Origin of the sequence: Kitasatospora sp. NPDC056531 (assembly GCF_042794375.1) — a bacterium.
Taxonomy (GTDB): domain Bacteria; phylum Actinomycetota; class Actinomycetes; order Streptomycetales; family Streptomycetaceae; genus Kitasatospora.
Genome location: NZ_JBHTTU010000109.1, coordinates 1,693 through 19,151 on the forward strand (window position 1 = coordinate 1,693; position 17,459 = coordinate 19,151).

Below are 17,459 nucleotides of genomic sequence, written 5' to 3' on the forward strand. Positions count from 1 at the left end.
GCCACTAAAAGGGGTTGGGGGCCTGGTTGGCGGGTTGTCGCGGCGGCCGGCGGGGGTTCGCCCCCTTGCGCCGGGGGCCGCACCCCGGGGCTACTTCAACTTGCCGAGCGCCGTCGCCATCCGCCCGACCGCGTCCACGACCTCCTTGGCCGGGCTGGCGGTGAAGCAGAGCCGGAAGAACCCGGGCGCGGGGTTGTGCATGACACCGCCGGGCAGCAGGGTTACCTCGGTGGGCTTGGCGGCGAGGTAGTCGAACAGCCACTTCTCGTCCGGGTCGAGCCCGTCCGCCCTGATCACCGGCAGTTCGCCGTGGGCCTGCCCCGCGCGCTTGCCGAGGTACTCGGTGAGGTCCAGCCAGAAGAACATCGCGGAGTTGTCCCCGTCCCGGTGGACGTACTTGATCCCGGCCGCGTCCAGCGTGCCCTTGACGGCGCGGAAGCTCTCGCTGAGCAGCCCGGGGTAGGTCTTCATCGCGTACGTCGTGTAGCGCTCGCCGTTGTGGTGGGCACTGAGCAACTCCCCGATGACGTAGGTCTTCAGCGAGTCGAACGGGGTGAACCAGGGCAGCGGGTGGGTCTTTTCGGCCGGGTCGCTGTTGCCCAGCATGGCCCGGTGCACCGCGGGGTTCTTGGAGACCACGAAGCCGGTGCGGAAGCCCGACAGTCCGAAGTCCTTGGCGAAGCCCCACACCACGTGGATCCGGTCGGCGAAGCCCGAGTACGCCCCCAGCTTCACCGCGCTGGTGAACTTCGGTGCGGAGCTGTCGAGTTGGGAGTGACAGTAGATCTCGTCGGAGATGATGTGCATGTCGGTGTACGCCATCGCCCAGGCGTAGATCTCCTCCAGCAGCGCCTTGTCGTAGTTGACGCCCAGCGGATTGTGCGGGTTGGTGAGGACGAGCATCCGCGGGCGGTGGCCGGCCTTCTGCCGCGCCTCGTAGGCCTCGACGATCAGGTCCAGGGTGAGCCGGTACCGGCCCTTGCCCGTGGTGGGCAGGTTCACCGGGACGCACTTCAGCTTGGGCCGCTCCTGGAAGGACCAGTTGAAGCCCTGCCAGTACGGCGCCGGGATCAGCACCTCGTCCTTCGGCTTGAGCGCCGGCGTGCCCGCGCCCTTGCGCATCAGCCCGAACGCGATGCACTCCAGCGCGGAGGAGACCCCGGCGCAGCCGAAGACGTTCTCCTCCGAGACGGTGTCGCCGAACGCCCGGCTGAGCAGCTCCGCGACCTGCCGGCGCAGCTGCGGGGTGCCGGCCGAGGCCATGTACTGGATGTTCCGCTCGGGGATCAGCTTGATCTTCTTGAAGACGTCCGTGTCCATCGACTGCTGGTACAGCAGGACGTTCTCCGCGACGGACAGGTTGATCGCGGTGTCCGGCGCCAGGTGCTGGTGATAGAAGGCGAGGGCCTGCTCGAAGTCGGTCAGGCCGGCCAGCACGTCGGCGGCGGCCTCGGGCGAGGCGAGCTTGAGGCTGTTCTCGGTCATGGTCATGGTGGTCCCCTGTCGGGTGGGCGGGTTCGATCGCGTGACGGAACGTAGCCGTTCGCACACGCGTCGGCCCCAGCGGACCATGCGCCGAGGACGGCCGCCAGCGCGCGGCAGCCGTCCGAATGGGAACGCTCAGGCGGGCAGCGGCTTGACCCAGCGGCTCCACTGCGGTTCGGGCCGGTATCCGGCGGCCTGCCAGGTGCGGTGGCCGAGGGCGTTGTCGTCCAGCACCATGGCGTCGGCCCGGCGGCCGCCGAGCGCCGCGAAATGTTCCTCGGCGGCGGCCAGCAGCGCGGCGCCGATGCCCCGGCGGCGGTGCTCGGGGTCGACGGCGAGGCGGTAGAGGTGGCAGCGCCATCCGTCCCAGCCCGCGATCACGGTGCCGAGCGGGGTCTTCGGGTCGTCGGCCGGGGTGGCGACGATCAGGCAGTCCGGGTCCCGGGCGAGCAGCGCCGCCACGCCCGCCTCGTCGTCGGTGATGCTGGTGCCCTTGGCGGCCCTCGCCCAGAGGGCGAGCAGGGCGGGGATCTCGTCAGGCGTTGCGGTGCGCAGGGCGATGTCGTCGGTCATGGGGCCGTGTCTAGCAGGCCCGGTCGCCCCGGCACCTGGAATTCCGAACGCCGGACGCCTCTAACGCCCCAGCCGCCACACGGTCGTGGTCTTGATCGCCATGTCCTCCAGGTCGGCGACGACCGGCACCTCGTACGAGGCCGCCGCGGTGAACCGCTCCCGGGGCAGGTAGGCGCGGCCGGGGTCGCCGACGATGACGGTGGCGCCGCGCGCGGCGGCCCGTTCGAGGAAGGGAAGGAAGCGGGCGGCCATGGCCCGTTCGTAGAAGACGTCCCCGGCGAGCACGATGTCGGCCGGGGCGCCGTCGCCGTCGACGAGATCGACCAACGCGCCCTCCACCCGGACGCCGTTGGCCTCGGCGTTGAGCCCGATGGCGGTGACCGCGTAGGCGTCGATCTCGGCGGCGCGCACCGAGTCGGCCCCGCGCAGCGCGGCGGCGACGCCCACCAGGCCGGACCCGGCCGCGATGTCGAGCACGGTGCGCCCGGCCACGACCTCGGGGTGGTCCAGCACGTACCGGGTGACGGCCACGCCCCCGGCCCAGGCGAACGCCCAGAACGGGGGCGGCAGTCCGACCTCGCCGCGCGCCTTCTCGGTGGTCTCCCAGAGGGCGATCGCGTCCTCGGCCATGTGCAGGCTGATCTCGGGGACGAACGGGACGGGCTTCAACGCGGTCTCACGCAGGATGAACGCCAGATCCGTGTCCGGTTGATGAAGTCGCAGCGAACTCGGCATGCCCCGCAGCATAGGGCCGCGCAGGCAGTGCTCACGCCCGACCGGCGGCCTTCTGGGTGCGGCGGGCCAGCGAGTCGACCACGACGGCGGCCAGCAGCACCGCGCCCGTGATCATGAACTGGATGGCGTTGCTCAGGCCCTGGATGTTCATCCCGGACTGGATCGAGCCGATCACCAGCGCACCGAGCAGCGCCGACCAGGTCTTGCCACGCCCGCCGAACAGGCTGGTGCCGCCGATGACGGCCGCGGCGATGGCGTTCATCAGCAGGTTGCCGCCGCCGGAGGTCTGACTGGCGGACTGGATCTGCGCGGCCAGGAACAGGCCGCCGACCGCCGCCATGGTGGAGCAGATGGTGAAGACGCTGATCCTGATCCAGGCCACGTTGATGCCGGCCCGGCGGGCGCCCTCGATGTTGCCGCCGAGCGCGAACACCTGTCGCCCGTACGAGGTGCGGCGCAGCACGAAGTCCAGCACCACGATGAAGATCAGGAAGATCAGCAGTGCCAGCGGCAGGCCCTTGTACTGGTTGAGCGTGTAGGCGGCCAGGAAGGCGATGATCGCCAGCAGCACGGTGCGCAGCACGATGTCGGAGACCGGCCGGAACGGGACGCCCGCGGCCTCGCGCCGGCGGGCGTCGACCAGCGAGGCGCCCAGGAACAGCACCACGCCGACCACCGCCGTGCCGTAGGCGGCGATCTGCTGGCCGTAGATGGTGCTGTAGAGCCTGGAGACGATGTCCCTGCCCGACAGGTTGACGGTGCCGGTGGCACCGAGCACCTGGAGCATCAGGCCGTTCCAGCCGAGGTTGCCGGCCAGGGTGACGACGAAGGCCGGGACGCCGATCTTGGCGAAGAAGATGCCGTGGATCGCGCCGACGATCGCGCCGCCGACGATCGCGGTGATCAGCGCGACCCACTGGTTGACGCCGTTGGACACGTTGAGGACCGCGAAGATCGCCGCGCACAGACCGCTGACCGAGCCGACCGAGAGGTCGATCTCGCCGAGCAGCAGCACGAAGACCACACCGATCGCGATCATGCCGGTGCCGACGATCTGCTGGGACAGGTTGGAGAGGTTCTGGGCGGACAGGAAGGCGCTGTTGAGGCTGCCGAACACCGCCCAGATCACGATCAGGGCCAGCACCACGGGCAGCGAGCCCAGTTCGCCGCTGCTCGTCCGGCGGCGGAACTCGCCCAGGTAGCCCTTGAGGCCCTCCTGGCGCACGATCAGCCGGGGGTCGACGGCGGGGGTGGCGTCCGGGGCCACCGGGACGGGCGCGTTGACGCCGCCGATGGGCATGCTGTCCTCGGGCAGCGGGGTGCGATGGTGTTCGGGTCCGCCGCCGGGGATGCCCCCGGGGATGTTCTCGCTCACTGGGAACCCTCCTGGCCACGGGCCTTGCGACGGGTCACGGCGTTGTCCGTGGCGCCGGTGATGGCCGAGATGATCTCTTCCTGGTTGGTGTAGCGCTTGTCGAAGACGCCGTTGTTGCGGCCCAGGCGCAGCACCGCGACGGTGTCCGCCACGGCCATCACGTCCGCCATGTTGTGGCTGATCAGGATCACGCCGTGGTCCTGCTCGCGCAGCCGCTCGACCAGGTCGAGCACCTGGGCGGTCTGCTCGACGCCCAGGGCGGCGGTCGGCTCGTCGAGCAGCACGACCTTGGGCGAGCCGATCAGCGCGCGGGCGATCGCGACGACCTGGCGCTGGCCGCCGGAGAGCGAGGCGACCGGGATCCGCACGCTGGGGATGCGGATGGAGAGGGTGTCCAGCAGGGACCGGGAGCGCTTCTCCATCGCGACCTCGTCGAGGACGCCGAAGCGCCGGATCTCGCGGCCGAGGAAGAGGTTCCCGACCACGTCGAGGTTGTCGCAGAGCGCGAGGTCCTGGTAGACGGTCGCGATGCCCAACTGCTGGGCGTCCTGCGGGCGCTGGATGCCCACCGGCCTGCCCTGCCACTCGATGACGCCCTCGTCCGGCTGGTGCACCCCGGCGATCGCCTTGACCAGGGTGGACTTGCCGGCGCCGTTGTCGCCGACCAGGGCCACCACCTCGCCGGCGTGCACCTCCAGTTCGATGTCGGTGAGCGCCTGGACGGCGCCGAACCGTTTGGAGACCCTTCGCAGGGCCAGTACGGCCTCACCTGCCACAGTGACCAACTCCCTTGCCCTGCCTCCGCCCTGGAGGCGGGGCGTGTTCGGCGTTCGGCTTTCGGCTTCGGGGGGGGGGATGCCGTCGGCTACTGGAGGCCGATGGTCTTGCAGGCGGCGGCGTAGTCCGGCGTGCAGATCTGGGCGACGGTGTAGAAGCCGTCGGCGACCACGGTGTCCTTGATCTTGTCCTTGGTGACGACGATCGGCGTGAGCAGGTTGGCGGGCACCTTGTTGCCGCTGCCGTTGGTCACCGTGTTCGGCACGAGCGTGGAGTCCAGGGGCTTGCCCGAGGCGAGCGCGACCGCGATCTGAGCGGCCGCTTCGGCCTCCGGCTTGAGCGGCTTGTAGACCGTCATGGTCTGGGTGCCCGCCACGATCCGCTGGATGCCGTCGAGTTGGGCGTCCTGACCGGTCAGCGGAACGCTGATACCGGCCGCCTTGAGCGCGGTCGCGACACCGGCGGCCATGCCGTCGTTGGCGGCGTAGGCGCCGACCACGTTGGGCCCGCCGATCGCGGTGATGGCGGCGGCGGCCTCCTGGTTGGCCGTGTTCGGGTCCCACTGCGGGGTGTCGAACTCCTTGCCGATCTTCAGCTTGCCGTCGATGGCGCTGTGCGCGCCGGCCTTGAAGTCGGCCGCGTTGGGGTCGGTGGGCGAGCCGTTGATCATGAAGATCTCGCCCGCTTTCGCCCTGTCGCCCACCGCGGCGACCAGCGCCTGACCCTGCAGCTCGCCGACCTTGTGGTTGTCGAAGGAGACGTACGCGTCGACCGGACCCTGGGCGAGCCGGTCGTAGGCGAGCACCTTGACGCCGGCGTCGTGGGCCTTCTGGACGGAGGACTGGATCGACTTGGAGTCCACCGGGTCCAGGATCAGCACCTTGTCGCCCTTGGTGAGGGCGGTGTCGACCTGGGTCTGCTGGAGGGTCGCGTCCTGGTTGGCGTTGTAGTAGTCGATCTGGGCCTGCGGCGCCAGTTCCTTGATCTTCTTCTCGATCAGCGGGCGGTCGAACTGCTCGTAGCGGGTGGTCTTGGTCTCCGGCAGCAGCAGCCCGATCCGCACGGCCCCCACGGCGACGCTCGCGCCCGCGCCTCCGGGCGACCCGCCACTGGAGGCCTGCTTGGCACTGCCGCAGGACGCCGCACCCAGGCCGAGGGAAACCACCGCGGTCACCGCGAGGACGCGGCGAAGCCCGTTGCTCATGAGGATTGCCTCTCCGGTTGAGTCCACCCCCTCCCCTCAGAGTCTGGGAAGTTCCGGGCCGCACCACGATCCGGATGCGCCGAACGGGTCGCGGCTGGACGTCCCACCGGGTGACCGTCTACATTTCTGTAGACGTCGGAGGCGTACGGCATCACCCCCCGGACAGCCGTGCGCCTCCGACCTCCCGCTCCCGCGGCCCGCCACAGCGGCCCGGTCGACCGCCCGTCGACCACTGCGGCCGCTCGTCGACCGCCCCGTCGACCACTGCCGTTCCTCGACCGCCCCGTCGGCTACCGCCGCTCGTCGATCACCCGCTTGATCTTCCCGACCGAGCGCTCCAGCGTGTACGGCTCCACCACCTCGGCCGCGACCGTCACGCCCACGCCGTCCTTCACCGCGCGGACGATCGCCGCCCGCGCCGCCTCCCGCTGCCCGGCCGGCGCCTCCGGACGGGCCTCGACCCGTACCGTCATGTGGTCCAGCCGCCCCTGCCGGGTCAGCCGCAACTGGAAGTGCGGGGCGACGCCCGGGGTGCGCAGCAGGATCTCCTCGATCTGGGTCGGGAAGACGTTCACCCCGCGCAGGATGATCATGTCGTCACTGCGCCCGGTGACCTTCTCCATCCGCCGGAAGGACGGCCGCGCGGTGCCGGGCAGCAGCCGGCTGAGGTCGCGGGTGCGGTAGCGGATGACCGGCAGGGCCTCCTTGGTGAGCGAGGTGAAGACCAGCTCGCCGCCCTCGCCCTCCGGCAGCACCCGGTCGGCCCCCGGTTGATCGGCCAGCGGGTCGACGACCTCCGGGTAGAAGTGGTCCTCCCAGATGTGCAGTCCGTCCTTGGTCTCCACGCACTCCTGGGCGATGCCGGGGCCGACCACCTCGGAGAGGCCGTAGATGTCGACGGCGTGCAGGTCGAGCCGGTCCTCGATCTCGCGCCGCATCGCCTCGGTCCAGGGCTCGGCGCCGAAGATGCCGACCTTCAGCGAGCTGGCGCGCGGGTCGACGCCCTGCTTCTCGAACTCGTCCAGCAGGGTCAGCAGGTAGGACGGGGTGACCATGATGATCTCGGGCCGGAAGTCCTGGATCAGCTGGACCTGGCGGGCGGTCATGCCGCCGGAGGCCGGGATGACGGTGCAGCCGGCCCGCTCGGCGCCGTAGTGCGCCCCCAGCCCCCCGGTGAACAGCCCGTAGCCGTAGGCGATGTGCACCTTGTCGCCGGGCCGGCCGCCGGCCGCGCGGATCGAGCGGGCGACCACGTCGGCCCACATGGACAGGTCGTTCTCGGTGTAGCCGACCACGGTCGGGCGCCCGGTGGTGCCACTGGAGGCGTGGATCCGGCGGACCCGCTCCATCGGGACGGCGAACATGCCGAAGGGGTAGCCCTCGCGCAGGTCGGCCTTGGTGGTGAAGGGGAAGCGGGCGAGGTCGTCCAGGCTGCGGCAGTCCTCGGGGCGCACGCCGGCCGCGTCGAACTTGCGGCGGTAGAGCTCGACGTTGTCGTACGCGTGCCGCAGGGTGGCCCGGAGCCGGTCGAGCTGGTGGGCGCGCAGTTCGTCGACGCTCATCCGCTCCCCCGCGTCCAGGAGTGCGGGTGGAATCGGCTCCCCCAGGCGTCGACGCGGGTCGGGTGCGCTGGCGGTCATCGTCGCTCCTTCGCAGGTCGGCCGATCCAGGAGGCCCTACCGATCGTTCGGTCAGGGCAAGCCCAGGCCAAGTAACCCAGCACCCGAACCACCTGTCAAGGGATCGCGCAAGGGTCCCGGAATGTGAAGTTCCGGCACCTTCGTGCCGGGATCGCTCCACCCGCTTGGCTAGCCGATATGAAAATCATTACGGAATTTTGACCCGTAGGCGGCCGCTTCCGGCCCGGACGCATGGTTCAGTAGTGCGGCTTCTCCCCTGCACCCCGGAGTGATCATCTTGGCCTCGACCCCTGCGCTGGTCAGCGCGCTGCGCGAGCTCGGCGACCGGCCCGCCGTCGTCGCCGACGGGCGCGCGATCAGCGGCATCGGCCTGCTGCTCGGCGTCTCCCCGCCGGGCGGCCTGCCCCGGGCCCTCGCCGAACGCGTCGCCGAACACGCCGCGATGCCGCCCTCCGCCGCCCGCACCGCCGAACAGCGGCTCCGGCACTGGGCCGGCGTCCTCGGCCCGCCGCCGATCCGGCACACCGTGCTGCACCCCGCCACCGACCTCGCCGTCGAACTCGCCCTGGCCACCCTGCTGGCCGGCGGCACCGTGCACTGCGCCGACCCCGAACAACAGGCCGACGAGCAGCTGGCCGCCCTCGCCGCCAACGGCACCACCCACCTCAGCCTGCCCTCCGCCCTGCTCTGGCGGCTCAGCCGGCAACCCGGCCTCTCCGAGCACGACCTCGGCGCGCTGCGGCTGGTCCTGCACGTCGGACCCGAGCCCCGCCAGGACGACGTGTACGCCGCCGTCGACGCGCTCGGCGCCGTCCTCGCCCACGTCCGCGCCCCGCACAGCCAGGCCGAGGCCGCCGACCGCCGGCTGCACGCCGACGCGGAGGCCGCCACCGCCGCCGCCTGGAAGCACAGCATCGGCGTCACCGCCGAGCAGGTCACCGAGTTCGGCGCCCACCTCGACCGGGCCGTCCTCACCTCGCTGCTGCACACCCTCCAGCAGGCCGGCGCCCTCACCGACCCCGCGCACGGCTGCTCCGAACCCGAGCTCCTCGCCACCGCCCTGGTCACCCCCGCCCAGCGCCCCCGGGTCGGCCGCTGGCTGGACGCCCTCGCCCGGCACGGCCTGATCGCCCGCCAGGACGGCGGCGCCCAGGGCCCGACCTTCCACGGCGCGCCCGCACTCACCGCCGCCGAGGTCCGGGACGCCTGGCGCCCCGCCGTCGAGGCCTGGGCCGACGGGCTCGGTCCGGCCGCCGCCCTCGACCGGGCACGGCGCGGCGCGCTGCGGCTGCCCCGGCTGATCAGCGGCGAGGAGGCGCCCCGTCCGGCCGCCGCCCCGGTCCGCTGGGCCGCCTCCCGCGGCTACCTCGGCGCCGCCGTCGGCGCCCTGGTGCGCGGCACCGCCGAGGCCCACGACGGGACGGAGCCGCTGCGGGTGCTCGAACTCGACCGCGACGGCGCCGAGACCGCGATCACCCGCGCCCTGGCCGCCCGCCCCCGGCAGACCGCCGAGCACCACCTCGCCCCCGACGGCGGCCGCTACGACGTCGTGGTCGCCACCGCGACCGGACGGCCCGAGGAGGAGGTCCCGGCCCTGGTCGACCTGCTCTCCCCCGGCGGCCGGCTGCTGCTGCTCGCGCCCACCGTCGAACAGCTCGACCTGCTGATCACCGGCGACGCCCGCGGCCTGACCGCCCACCCGGCCGAACGCTGGCAGGCCGCGCTCACCGCGGCCGGCTGCCCGACCGTGCTCACGTTGCCGGAGGACGGGCACCCGATGGGGCTGCTGGGGCAGCGGCTGTTCGCCGCCCGAGTGGACTGACGCCGAGCCACGGCTGTCGAGCCACGGCTACCATCGGACCCATGGCCGCTTCCGTGCGCTCGATCCGCTCCCGGGCCTCACTGGGCTCGATCGCCTCCATCGGTTCCATCGGCTCGCTGCTGTCGATCGGCTCGGTCGGCTCGGTGCTCTCCGTCGGGTCGGTCGGCAGCGTGCTGTCGATCGGCTCGGCCGGCTCGGTCTTCAGCGCGCTGTCGGCGTGCTCCTGGCTGAGCGTCGGCTCGCTGCTGTCGGTGCGCTCACGCTGGTCGGTGCGGGGGCTCCGGGCGGTGCGCCCGGCCGGCCCGTGCGGTCAGCTGGTGGGCAGGGGGCGGCGCCCGGGTCGCGGGCCGTCCGAGAGCGGGCGGTGACGTCCCGGGCGCCCGGATGCGCGTGACCCGTGAGCGACTCGTGAAGCCCGGATCACGCGCCACCACCCGATCCGTACCATTTCGATACCGAAGCCCGGATGAGCTGCGGGAATCCTCGCCGCGCGGGGCGGTCCCCGGGTAGGCTCCGGCATGTCCTCCGGGCCCTCGCGCGGGCGGCCCTCGCGCCGCCCGTGCCGCGTTCCGGGGGCACCTCCCCGCGGGCCATTCGGTGGGCTCCGCGCACTCGACACCGCGCGCCACGGCAGTCGCGCGAACGGCGAAGGGCATCGCATTGGCGGATCGGCTCACCGGAGGAGACTCCTCGCTGCTGCGGCGGATCAACGCCGCGGTCACGCTTCGGGCGCTGCGGGCCGGCCACTCCGTGACCCTCACTCAGCTCGTCGGCGAGACCGGGCTCTCCCGGCCGACCGTCGAGGGCGTGATCGAGGGTCTGGTCGAGACCGGACTGGTGGCCGAGGTCGAGCAGCCCCGCGAGGACGGCCAGTCGGGCACCGGCCGCCGCGGCCGCCCGGCCCGCTGGTTCCGCTTCCGCGCCGAGGCCGGGCACATCCTCGGCATCGAGATCGGCGTGCACGACATCCGGGTCATCCTCGCCGACCTCACCGGCGAGGTGGTGGGCAGTCACTTCAAGCCGGTGGAAGAGGCCCTGGACGCCGAGGACCGGCTCGCCGCCGTCCGCACCGCCGTCGCCGAGGTGCTGCGCAAGGCCGGGATCTCGCGGGACAACCTGTGGGCCGTCGGCATCGGCACCCCCGGCATCGTGGACCGCGAGGGCACCGTCCAGCTCGGCACCGCGATGCCCGGCTGGACCGGCCTGGACCTCGGCGCCCGGCTGCGGCGCTCGTTCCGCTGCCCGGTCCTGATCGAGAACGACGCCAACCTTGCCGCCATCGCCGAGCACTGGCAAGGCGCGGCGCTCGGAGCCGACGACGTGGTCTTCGTGATGGCGGGCCTGAGCCCCGGCGCCGGCTCACTGATCAACGGCAAGCTGCACCGCGGCTACGGCGGCGCGGCCGGCGAGATCGGCGCGCTGCACCTGCTCGGCCAGGAGGTCACCCCGGAGAGGCTGCTCTCCACCACCGGCAAGCCGCTCAACCCGCTGGACGAGGCGGCGGTCGCCCGGGTGCTGCGGCTGGCCCGGGAGGGCGACGAGGTGGCCAAGGTCGCCATGGACCGCTTCCTCACCCGCCTGGTGCAGGGCGTCGCGGCGCTGGTGCTGGCCATCGACCCGCAGCTGGTGGTGATCGGTGGCTGGGCCGCCGGACTGGACGGCGTGCTGGAGCCGCTGCGCGAGCGGCTGGCCCAGTTCACCCTGCGCGCCCCCGAGGTGGCGCTGGCGGCGCTGGGTTCGGAGGTCGTCGCGATGGGCGCCCTGCGGGTCGCCCTTGACCACGTCGAGGACCAGCTCTTCGCCGTCGACCCGCCCCGGATCTGACCGGTACCGGGACCGGACCCCCTACCCCCTCAACGACAAAGGCCCGGACGCCACTTGGGCGCCCGGGCCGTTGCCTGAGGGTGTCGGGAAATGGTTCAGGAGGCGGTGCGGACCTCGGAGGCCGCGCCGACCGGGGTGACCTCGACCAGGCCGGCCTCGCCGAAGGTCAGCTTGCAGGTGTCCGCCCGGTAGGTGGCGACGGCGAGCGCCACCAGCCGGCCCACCGAGGCGTACTGGGTGGTCATGACCAGCACCGGGGTGCCCGGGGGGCGCTCCAGCAGCAGGGCCTCCTCGGCCTCGGCGACGCCGAGCTCGACGGCGCGGGACTCGCCGTCCACCTCCAGTCGCTCCAGCTGGCGCAGCACCGAACGAGCGCGGTCGCTCTCGGCCCGGAAGCCGGGCAGGTGCGGCAGCGCGGAGGCCGGGACGTGCAGCGACTCGCAGGCCATCGCACGGCCCTCGACCAGGCGGACCCGACGGACGGTGTGCACGGTGGCGCCCTCGGCGATGCCCAGGTTCTTGGCCAGCTGCGCGGAGGCGGGGGCGGTGGTGCAGTCGACCGTGCGCCAGGACTGGCTACGGCCGGCGCCGGGCCAGCCCTCCTCCTGCCGGTTCACCGGGACTCCGACCCGCGGGGCGGCGATCAGGGTGCCGATCCCCCGGCGGCGGACCAGGCGGCCCTCCAGCTCCAGCTGGTCGAGCGCCTGCCGCAACGTGGCCCGGGCCACCCCGAAGCGGGCGGCGAGCTCGCGCTCGTTCGGCAGGACCTGGCCGGTGGAGAACTCCGAGTCGATGGCCCGCAGCAGCACCGTGCGCAGGTGCCAGTACTTCGGTTCCGGCACCGCCGAAAGCTGTCCTGTCGTTCCCACCGTGTCCTCCACCCTGCTGCTGTCCGCCCTGACAAGGAGGGCGGATCCACGGCCCGCTGCCCGCTGTTGCGGCAGGTGGGAGAGCGGGCCTTTATCCGTCCTTCTTTATTAAAGGTCCTTGCAGTAAGCGACCCTAGGTGTTGCGTCCGGAGATGGTCAAGACCAATGGCACGGCTTGACGCGGCCGTCGCGGGAGATTCATGCCGCGTTCACGACAGCTGATTTCCGGCGACCCGGCACCGCCTGCGGCAGCGCGTCACGCTTCGGCGTGGGCGAGGCCAGTCGGTAGGCTGCCCGGGTGATCGTGGTGACGAGTGTCAATGTGAACGGAATCCGGGCGGCGGCCAAGAAGGGCTTCGTCGAATGGCTGGCCGGAACCGAGGCGGACGTGATCTGCCTCCAGGAGGTGCGCTCCGAGCCCGGGCAGCTGCCCGTCGAACTGCGCGACCTGGACGGCTGGCACGCGGTCTGGGCCCCCTCCGTCGCCAAGGGCCGGGCCGGCGTGGCCGTCCTCTCCCGGCAGGAGCCGCAGCGCACCGTTATCGGATTCGGATCGGAGGAATTCGACAATTCGGGCAGGTATGTCGAAATCGACCTGCCCGGCCTGACCGTCGCCAGCCTCTACCTCCCCTCCGGCGAAGTCGGCACCGAGCGCCAGGACGAGAAGGAACGCTTCATGGCGGAATTCCTCGACCACCTCACCGCCCTGCGCACCCGCGCCGCGGCCGACGGCCGCGAGGTCGTGGTCTGCGGCGACTGGAACATCGCCCACCGCCCCGAGGACCTCAAGAACTGGAAGGCCAACCAGAAGTCCGCCGGCTTCCTCCCCGAGGAACGCGCCTGGCTCTCCCGCGTCTACGACGAGGCCGGCTACGTCGACGTCGTCCGCGCCCTCCACCCCGACCGCACCGGCCCCTACTCCTGGTGGTCCTACCGCGGCCGCGCCTTCGACAACGACTCCGGCTGGAGGATCGACCTAATCGTATGCACTAAGAATTTGGCAGGTAGGGCTATCGAGGCCTACGTCGAACGAGCCGCTTCCCACGCCGAGCGCTGGTCCGACCACGCACCCGTCACCGCCGTGTTCGATCTCGGCTAACTGGCTGACAGCCAGCGCTAGTTCAGCAGCACCGAGAGGCAGCCAGAGGTCCATAAAACCCAGCCGTGCCAGAATTCCCTCTCATCTGCAGGCCGACGCGACACCGACCTCAAGCTCCAGCGGACTTCCCCGCTGGAGCGTTTTACAAAGTGAGTCGATCGCCGGCTCCGATGGCATTGTCAACACTCCAGCGCCCTGCGGTCGGAGGCAGCCATCTTCGATTTCGACGGCACCGTGGTCGACAGCAGCACCGTAAACACCGATGCCGTCCGTGCCAGCTTCGCCGACCTCAGCCTCACCGTGCCCAAGCCGTGGCTGCGCGAGGCTCCGCTGCAGGAACGCGAACTCGCGACCACGCTCCAGACCACCATGCTGCCTCGCCGCATCCCCGAGATCAACGGCGGTGAGGTGGCCGTCCGCTACCGAGCCGGCCGCAGCGGACGCGAGGCGGGCGGGGACTGGTACGGCGTCATCCCCATGTCGGGTCGGCGGGTGAATCTCGTGGTCGGCGACGTGGAGGGGCACGACAGCCACGCGGCCGCCATCATGGGTCAGTTGAGGATCGCCCTGCGGGTCTACGCCACCGAAGGACACACCCCCGCCACGGTCATGGCCCGCGCGTCCATCGTCCCAGCCGTCGAACATCGTCAGCAGGTGCGTCCGCACGGCCCGCTGGTCGCCGGGGGCGATACCGGCGGCCACGTGCCAGTCCTGCGGCACGCGGAGCGCGATGTAGGCGCGGATGTGGCCGTTGCTGTTGCGCTGGGCGACCAGGGACCTGCCGGCGCCCTTCGCCAGCATCGATCCGTTGCCGACCAGCCGCGCGAGGTCGCGATGGCGGGAGTCGCAGTGGTCGAATCCGGTCTCGACGAAGGTGACGCCGGTGTATCCGGGTACGGCGTGCGACAGGGCCGGGCGGACGCGTGACCAGGCGCCGTCGGCACCGACCACCAGTTCGAAGTCCTCGGCGGTGCCGTAGCCGAAGCGCAGCCTGCAGGTACCGTCCGGCAGCGGGGTGGCCGGGCGACGGCACGGCCCCACCGCACCGTGCCCTCGGTGGAGGGGATCGGCGGGTGTGGGACACGGAACCCATGGCAGGGCCTCGTGCCACCGTCGATTGAACCCGGGGCTGTTCAGGCCGGTCGGCGGGCGAGGTGGTCGCGGACGGCGTCCAGGGTGGTGGCGATCAGCAGCGACTGTTCCAGTGGTACGAGGTGGGCGCCGGGGTCGCCGCCGATCGCCGCGTCCACCTGCTCGACCATCAGGCGGTACGGGTCCACTGCCGGGTAGTGGCGGCTCTCGCCGTCGACGGTCAGGGTGCTGGGCTCGACGGCCGCGCAGTAGGCGGGGGACGCGAGGGTGAGTTCGCCCGCCGTGCCGGTGGCGGTGAAGGACTCGTCCAGGACGCCGATGAGCGAGCAGCCGATGGTGGCCGTCCCCCCGCCGGGGAACTCCAGCACGGCGTCGGTGGACGCGTCGGCCGAACCCGGCCGACGCCAGAGCCGATGCTGCGCCCCGGCCACCCGGGGCGGCTGCCAGCCGAAGGCGGCGAGCGCGGCGGACACCGCGTAGTAGCCCACGTCGTACAGGGCGCCGCCGCCGAGCGAGGCGGCCACCCGGTAGTTGCCGGGCGCCGGCGCCAGCCCGTCGAACCGGGCCGTGACGGTGTGCACGGCGCCGAGCGCGCCCCGGGCGAGCAGCGCCTCCATCTCCCGGGTGCGCGGGTGCCAGCGGTTCCAGGCCGCCTCGACCAGCAGCCGGCCGGCGGCGCGGGCGGTGCGGACCATTGTGCTCACGTCCTCGGCCGTCAGCCCGAGCGGCTTCTCGCACAGCACGTGCTTGCCCGCCGTCAGGGCGCGCTCCACCCAGGGACGGTGGGCGCTGTTGTGCAGGGCGACGTAGACGACGTCGACCTCCGGGTCGGCCAGCAGGTCGTCGTAGGCGGTGTACACCCGGGCCGGGCCGAGGGCCCGGGCGCGTGCGGGGTCGCTCGCCGCGACGGCGTGCAGGCGTGGCCCGTCCGCCGTGTGGACGGCGGGGGCGAGGCTGGAGGTGGCGATCGAACCGGCCCCGAGGAAGCCCCAGTTGGCCACGTCAGTGCTCCTCCGTCGGCTCGGTCGAGGGTGCGGCGAGGTCCAGGACGAGTGAACTCCAGCCGAATGAGCGGGCGCCGTGCCCGGCGGCGTCCTCCGGGCCGTAGCACTCGCGGGTGTCCGAGGCGGCGACGAGCGCGCAGGTGCGTTCGGCGAGCGTCGCGGCCTCGGCGTGGTAGCCGTGCCGGCGCAGGCCCCGGTGCAGGTACCAGTTGAGGTTGACCCAGCTGGAGCCGCGGAAGATCGCGCCGGTGCGGAACTCCGGGTCGTAGGACGGCTCGGTGGCAGCCACACTCGGGACGGGGTACGGGCGCCAGAACTCCTTCTCGTTCAGCAGGTGTTCCTCGATCACCCGGTTGGCGACGGCGGTCGGCACCGAGTCGAGCAGGATCGGGAACAGGGCGCTCGCGGTGAGCACCTCGCTTCGGCGGCCCGCCACCAGGTCGAGGTCGTGGAAGGCACCTGCGGTCTCGTCCCAGCAGTGCCGCAGCAGAGCGGCGCCGATCGCGTGGGAGCGCTCGGCGAGTTGCCGGCTGGTCCGCTCGGGGAGTCCGGCGGTGCGGGCGAGCCGGGCGAGGCTCGCGAGGCCGTCCGCGTAGACGGTGTTGAGCAGGACGTCGATCCAGACGAAGCGACGGCGCTCGCGCAGTGGGGACTCGGGGGTGCGGGTGGGCGTGGCGTAGTCGGTGATGAGCTCGCGCATCGAGGTGTGCCAGGCGCGCCGGACGGTCTTCTCGTCCAATGGGTCGAGGCCGAGCGCGGCGTCGTACTTGGGGCTGCTGTCGAGCCCGGACTCGTCCGGCTGGTGGATTTCCAGCAGGCCGGTGCCGGGGTCGGTGCGGTGGGTGTGCAGCCAGTCGAAGAAGGCGAGGGTCGTCGGCAGCACCCGGCTCAGCCAGAGGCCGTCGCCGGTGGCCCGGTGGACCCGCTCGACGGCGTGGGCAACGACGGGCGGGGCGATGGTGACGGACCGCCAGCCCTCCCAGAGGTCGATCCGGAAGTCCGCCGTCGCGGTCGGCCGCAGGTCGTCCTGCCAGAGCACCATGTGCGGCAGGAAGCCGGTCGGGGTGGCGGCGGAGAGCAGGGAACGCAGCTCGGCGCTGGCGCGGCGGGTGTCGAGGTGGGTGAGGGCGATGGCGTGGAAGCTGCTGTCCCAGGCCCACTGGAAGGGGTAGCTGTCGGGCGACGGGCAGGTGAACTCGTACCGGCGGGCGGCGAGTTGGGAGTGCCCGGTGCGGTGGTTGCGGGCCAGGGTGGCGCGGGCCCGGGTGGAGCTCTCAGTGATCGGCATGGGCGGGTACTCCTGGGGCGAGGGACGGCTCCGGTACGGGTGCCGACGGCTGCCGCCCGGCGGCGGCGAGGAGGAGAGCGGCGAGCGGGAGCAGGCAGCCCGCCAGGCCGAAGGCCGTGCGGACGCCCAGGCGGTCGGACAGCGTGCCGAGGAGCAGGGGCGCGAGCATGATGCAGGAGCTGACCAGGAGTTGGACCCGAGCGGTGGCCCGGTCGGTGCTCCCGGCCCGGTCAGTGCTCCCGGCGCTCTCGCGGCCCTCGGTGCTCTCTCCGCCCTCGGTGCCGACGGCGCTCACGGCCAGGGAGAGGGTCAGCGGGAACAGGTTGGCCACGCCGAGCCCGGCGAGGGCCAGGGCCGGCAGAGCGAGCCAGGCGACGGTGGAGAGCCAGAGCAGGAGGAAGCCCGCGGCGGCGAGCGCGAGCGCGCCGGCCACCAGCGGCGGCGCCGATCGGCCCCGGCCCGCGGTCAACCGGCTGCCGGCCAGCCGGCCCGCCAACTCGCCGCCGTAGAAGGCGGCGAGCGCGGCGGACGCCTGGCCGTCCGACAGGCCGGCCACACTGGTGAGTTCGGGGGCGGCGTAGTAGGCGAGGCAGAACTCGAAGCCGACCACGGTGCCGCACAGCATGGCGCGCAGCCAGAACACGTGCGGGGGCGGTGAGGCGGCGGGCGGGG

The 17,459-nt window shown here is 72.3% G+C and carries 15 protein-coding genes and 1 pseudogene; 5 read left to right on the forward strand and 11 right to left on the reverse strand.

Annotated elements, in window-relative coordinates; genetic code table 11:
• Window positions 1-90: 90 nt before the first annotated feature.
• The 7 genes from ACFQ87_RS39645 to paaK all read right to left on the reverse strand — a co-directional run bounded on the left by ACFQ87_RS39645 (window position 91) and on the right by paaK (window position 7,789).
• On the reverse strand, window positions 91-1,485 hold the full coding sequence (locus ACFQ87_RS39645; protein ID WP_380615810.1) for a pyridoxal phosphate-dependent aminotransferase: 1,395 nt from the start codon (window positions 1,483-1,485) through the stop codon (window positions 91-93).
• A 135-nt stretch (window positions 1,486-1,620) separates the two neighbouring features.
• Window positions 1,621-2,058 carry a GNAT family N-acetyltransferase gene (locus tag ACFQ87_RS39650; protein ID WP_380615811.1) on the reverse strand — a complete coding sequence of 146 codons (438 nt, stop codon included), beginning with the start codon at window positions 2,056-2,058 and terminating at the stop codon, window positions 1,621-1,623.
• A gap of 60 nt (window positions 2,059-2,118) precedes the next feature.
• Complete coding sequence (locus ACFQ87_RS39655) at window positions 2,119-2,793, reverse strand: class I SAM-dependent methyltransferase (RefSeq protein ID WP_380615812.1); 675 nt, start codon at window positions 2,791-2,793, stop codon at window positions 2,119-2,121.
• Between the two features lie 31 nt (window positions 2,794-2,824).
• Window positions 2,825-4,093, reverse strand: coding sequence for a sugar ABC transporter permease (locus tag ACFQ87_RS39660; protein WP_380615824.1), 1,269 nt, complete (start codon window positions 4,091-4,093; stop codon window positions 2,825-2,827).
• 71 nt (window positions 4,094-4,164) lie between these two features.
• On the reverse strand, window positions 4,165-4,944 hold the full coding sequence (locus tag ACFQ87_RS39665; protein ID WP_380615813.1) for an ATP-binding cassette domain-containing protein: 780 nt from the start codon (window positions 4,942-4,944) through the stop codon (window positions 4,165-4,167).
• Between the two features lie 89 nt (window positions 4,945-5,033).
• Complete coding sequence (locus ACFQ87_RS39670) at window positions 5,034-6,149, reverse strand: sugar ABC transporter substrate-binding protein (RefSeq protein ID WP_380615814.1); 1,116 nt, start codon at window positions 6,147-6,149, stop codon at window positions 5,034-5,036.
• A 290-nt stretch (window positions 6,150-6,439) separates the two neighbouring features.
• On the reverse strand, window positions 6,440-7,789 hold the full coding sequence (gene paaK, locus ACFQ87_RS39675; protein WP_380615815.1) for a phenylacetate--CoA ligase PaaK: 1,350 nt from the start codon (window positions 7,787-7,789) through the stop codon (window positions 6,440-6,442).
• A gap of 277 nt (window positions 7,790-8,066) precedes the next feature.
• On the opposite strand from paaK, the gene ACFQ87_RS39680 reads away from it, so the two are divergent.
• From ACFQ87_RS39680 to ACFQ87_RS39690, 3 genes are all read left to right on the forward strand, one after another.
• Entirely contained in the window at window positions 8,067-9,611 is a 1,545-nt protein-coding gene (locus ACFQ87_RS39680; RefSeq protein WP_380615816.1) for a hypothetical protein, read from the forward strand.
• Window positions 9,612-9,652: 41 nt separating this feature from the next.
• A complete protein-coding gene (locus tag ACFQ87_RS39685) occupies window positions 9,653-9,979 on the forward strand; it encodes a hypothetical protein (protein ID WP_380615817.1) in 327 nt (108 codons plus the stop codon).
• 292 nt (window positions 9,980-10,271) lie between these two features.
• Window positions 10,272-11,435 carry an ROK family protein gene (locus tag ACFQ87_RS39690; RefSeq protein ID WP_380615818.1) on the forward strand — a complete coding sequence of 388 codons (1,164 nt, stop codon included), beginning with the start codon at window positions 10,272-10,274 and terminating at the stop codon, window positions 11,433-11,435.
• Window positions 11,436-11,530: 95 nt separating this feature from the next.
• On the opposite strand, the gene ACFQ87_RS39695 is transcribed toward ACFQ87_RS39690, so the two are convergent.
• A complete protein-coding gene (locus tag ACFQ87_RS39695) occupies window positions 11,531-12,304 on the reverse strand; it encodes a GntR family transcriptional regulator (protein ID WP_380615819.1) in 774 nt (257 codons plus the stop codon).
• Between the two features lie 298 nt (window positions 12,305-12,602).
• Here ACFQ87_RS39695 and ACFQ87_RS39700 point away from each other — a divergent pair, with 298 nt between their 5' ends.
• Together ACFQ87_RS39700 and ACFQ87_RS39705 are read left to right on the forward strand one after the other, a co-directional pair.
• Window positions 12,603-13,403 (forward strand): exodeoxyribonuclease III, encoded by an 801-nt coding sequence (locus ACFQ87_RS39700; RefSeq protein WP_380615820.1) that lies wholly within the window; start codon window positions 12,603-12,605, stop codon window positions 13,401-13,403.
• A gap of 333 nt (window positions 13,404-13,736) precedes the next feature.
• Window positions 13,737-14,030, forward strand: a pseudogene (locus tag ACFQ87_RS39705) (PP2C family protein-serine/threonine phosphatase); the annotation flags it as partial.
• Window positions 14,031-14,536: 506 nt separating this feature from the next.
• Here ACFQ87_RS39705 and ACFQ87_RS39710 read toward each other — a convergent pair.
• From ACFQ87_RS39710 to ACFQ87_RS39720, 3 genes are all read right to left on the reverse strand, one after another.
• Window positions 14,537-15,496 carry a Gfo/Idh/MocA family protein gene (locus ACFQ87_RS39710; protein ID WP_380615821.1) on the reverse strand — a complete coding sequence of 320 codons (960 nt, stop codon included), beginning with the start codon at window positions 15,494-15,496 and terminating at the stop codon, window positions 14,537-14,539.
• Between the two features lies 1 nt (window position 15,497).
• Window positions 15,498-16,787 carry an amylo-alpha-1,6-glucosidase gene (locus ACFQ87_RS39715; protein ID WP_380615822.1) on the reverse strand — a complete coding sequence of 430 codons (1,290 nt, stop codon included), beginning with the start codon at window positions 16,785-16,787 and terminating at the stop codon, window positions 15,498-15,500.
• Window positions 16,774-17,459 (reverse strand): MFS transporter (locus ACFQ87_RS39720; RefSeq protein ID WP_380615823.1); only part of this gene is annotated, 686 nt, incomplete at its 5' end. The genes ACFQ87_RS39715 and ACFQ87_RS39720, both read right to left, overlap by 14 nt.

Coding starts and splice junctions, on each gene's coding strand:
- ACFQ87_RS39670 (WP_380615814.1), bottom strand. CDS start 6,149: ATGAGCAACGGGCTTCGCCGCGTCCTCGCGGTGACCGCGGTGGTTTCC.
- ACFQ87_RS39645 (WP_380615810.1), bottom strand. CDS start 1,485: ATGACCGAGAACAGCCTCAAGCTCGCCTCGCCCGAGGCCGCCGCCGAC.
- ACFQ87_RS39650 (WP_380615811.1), bottom strand. CDS start 2,058: ATGACCGACGACATCGCCCTGCGCACCGCAACGCCTGACGAGATCCCC.
- ACFQ87_RS39655 (WP_380615812.1), bottom strand. CDS start 2,793: ATGCCGAGTTCGCTGCGACTTCATCAACCGGACACGGATCTGGCGTTC.
- paaK (WP_380615815.1), bottom strand. CDS start 7,789: ATGACCGCCAGCGCACCCGACCCGCGTCGACGCCTGGGGGAGCCGATT.
- ACFQ87_RS39685 (WP_380615817.1), top strand. CDS start 9,653: ATGGCCGCTTCCGTGCGCTCGATCCGCTCCCGGGCCTCACTGGGCTCG.
- ACFQ87_RS39660 (WP_380615824.1), bottom strand. CDS start 4,093: ATGCCCATCGGCGGCGTCAACGCGCCCGTCCCGGTGGCCCCGGACGCC.
- ACFQ87_RS39715 (WP_380615822.1), bottom strand. CDS start 16,787: ATGCCGATCACTGAGAGCTCCACCCGGGCCCGCGCCACCCTGGCCCGC.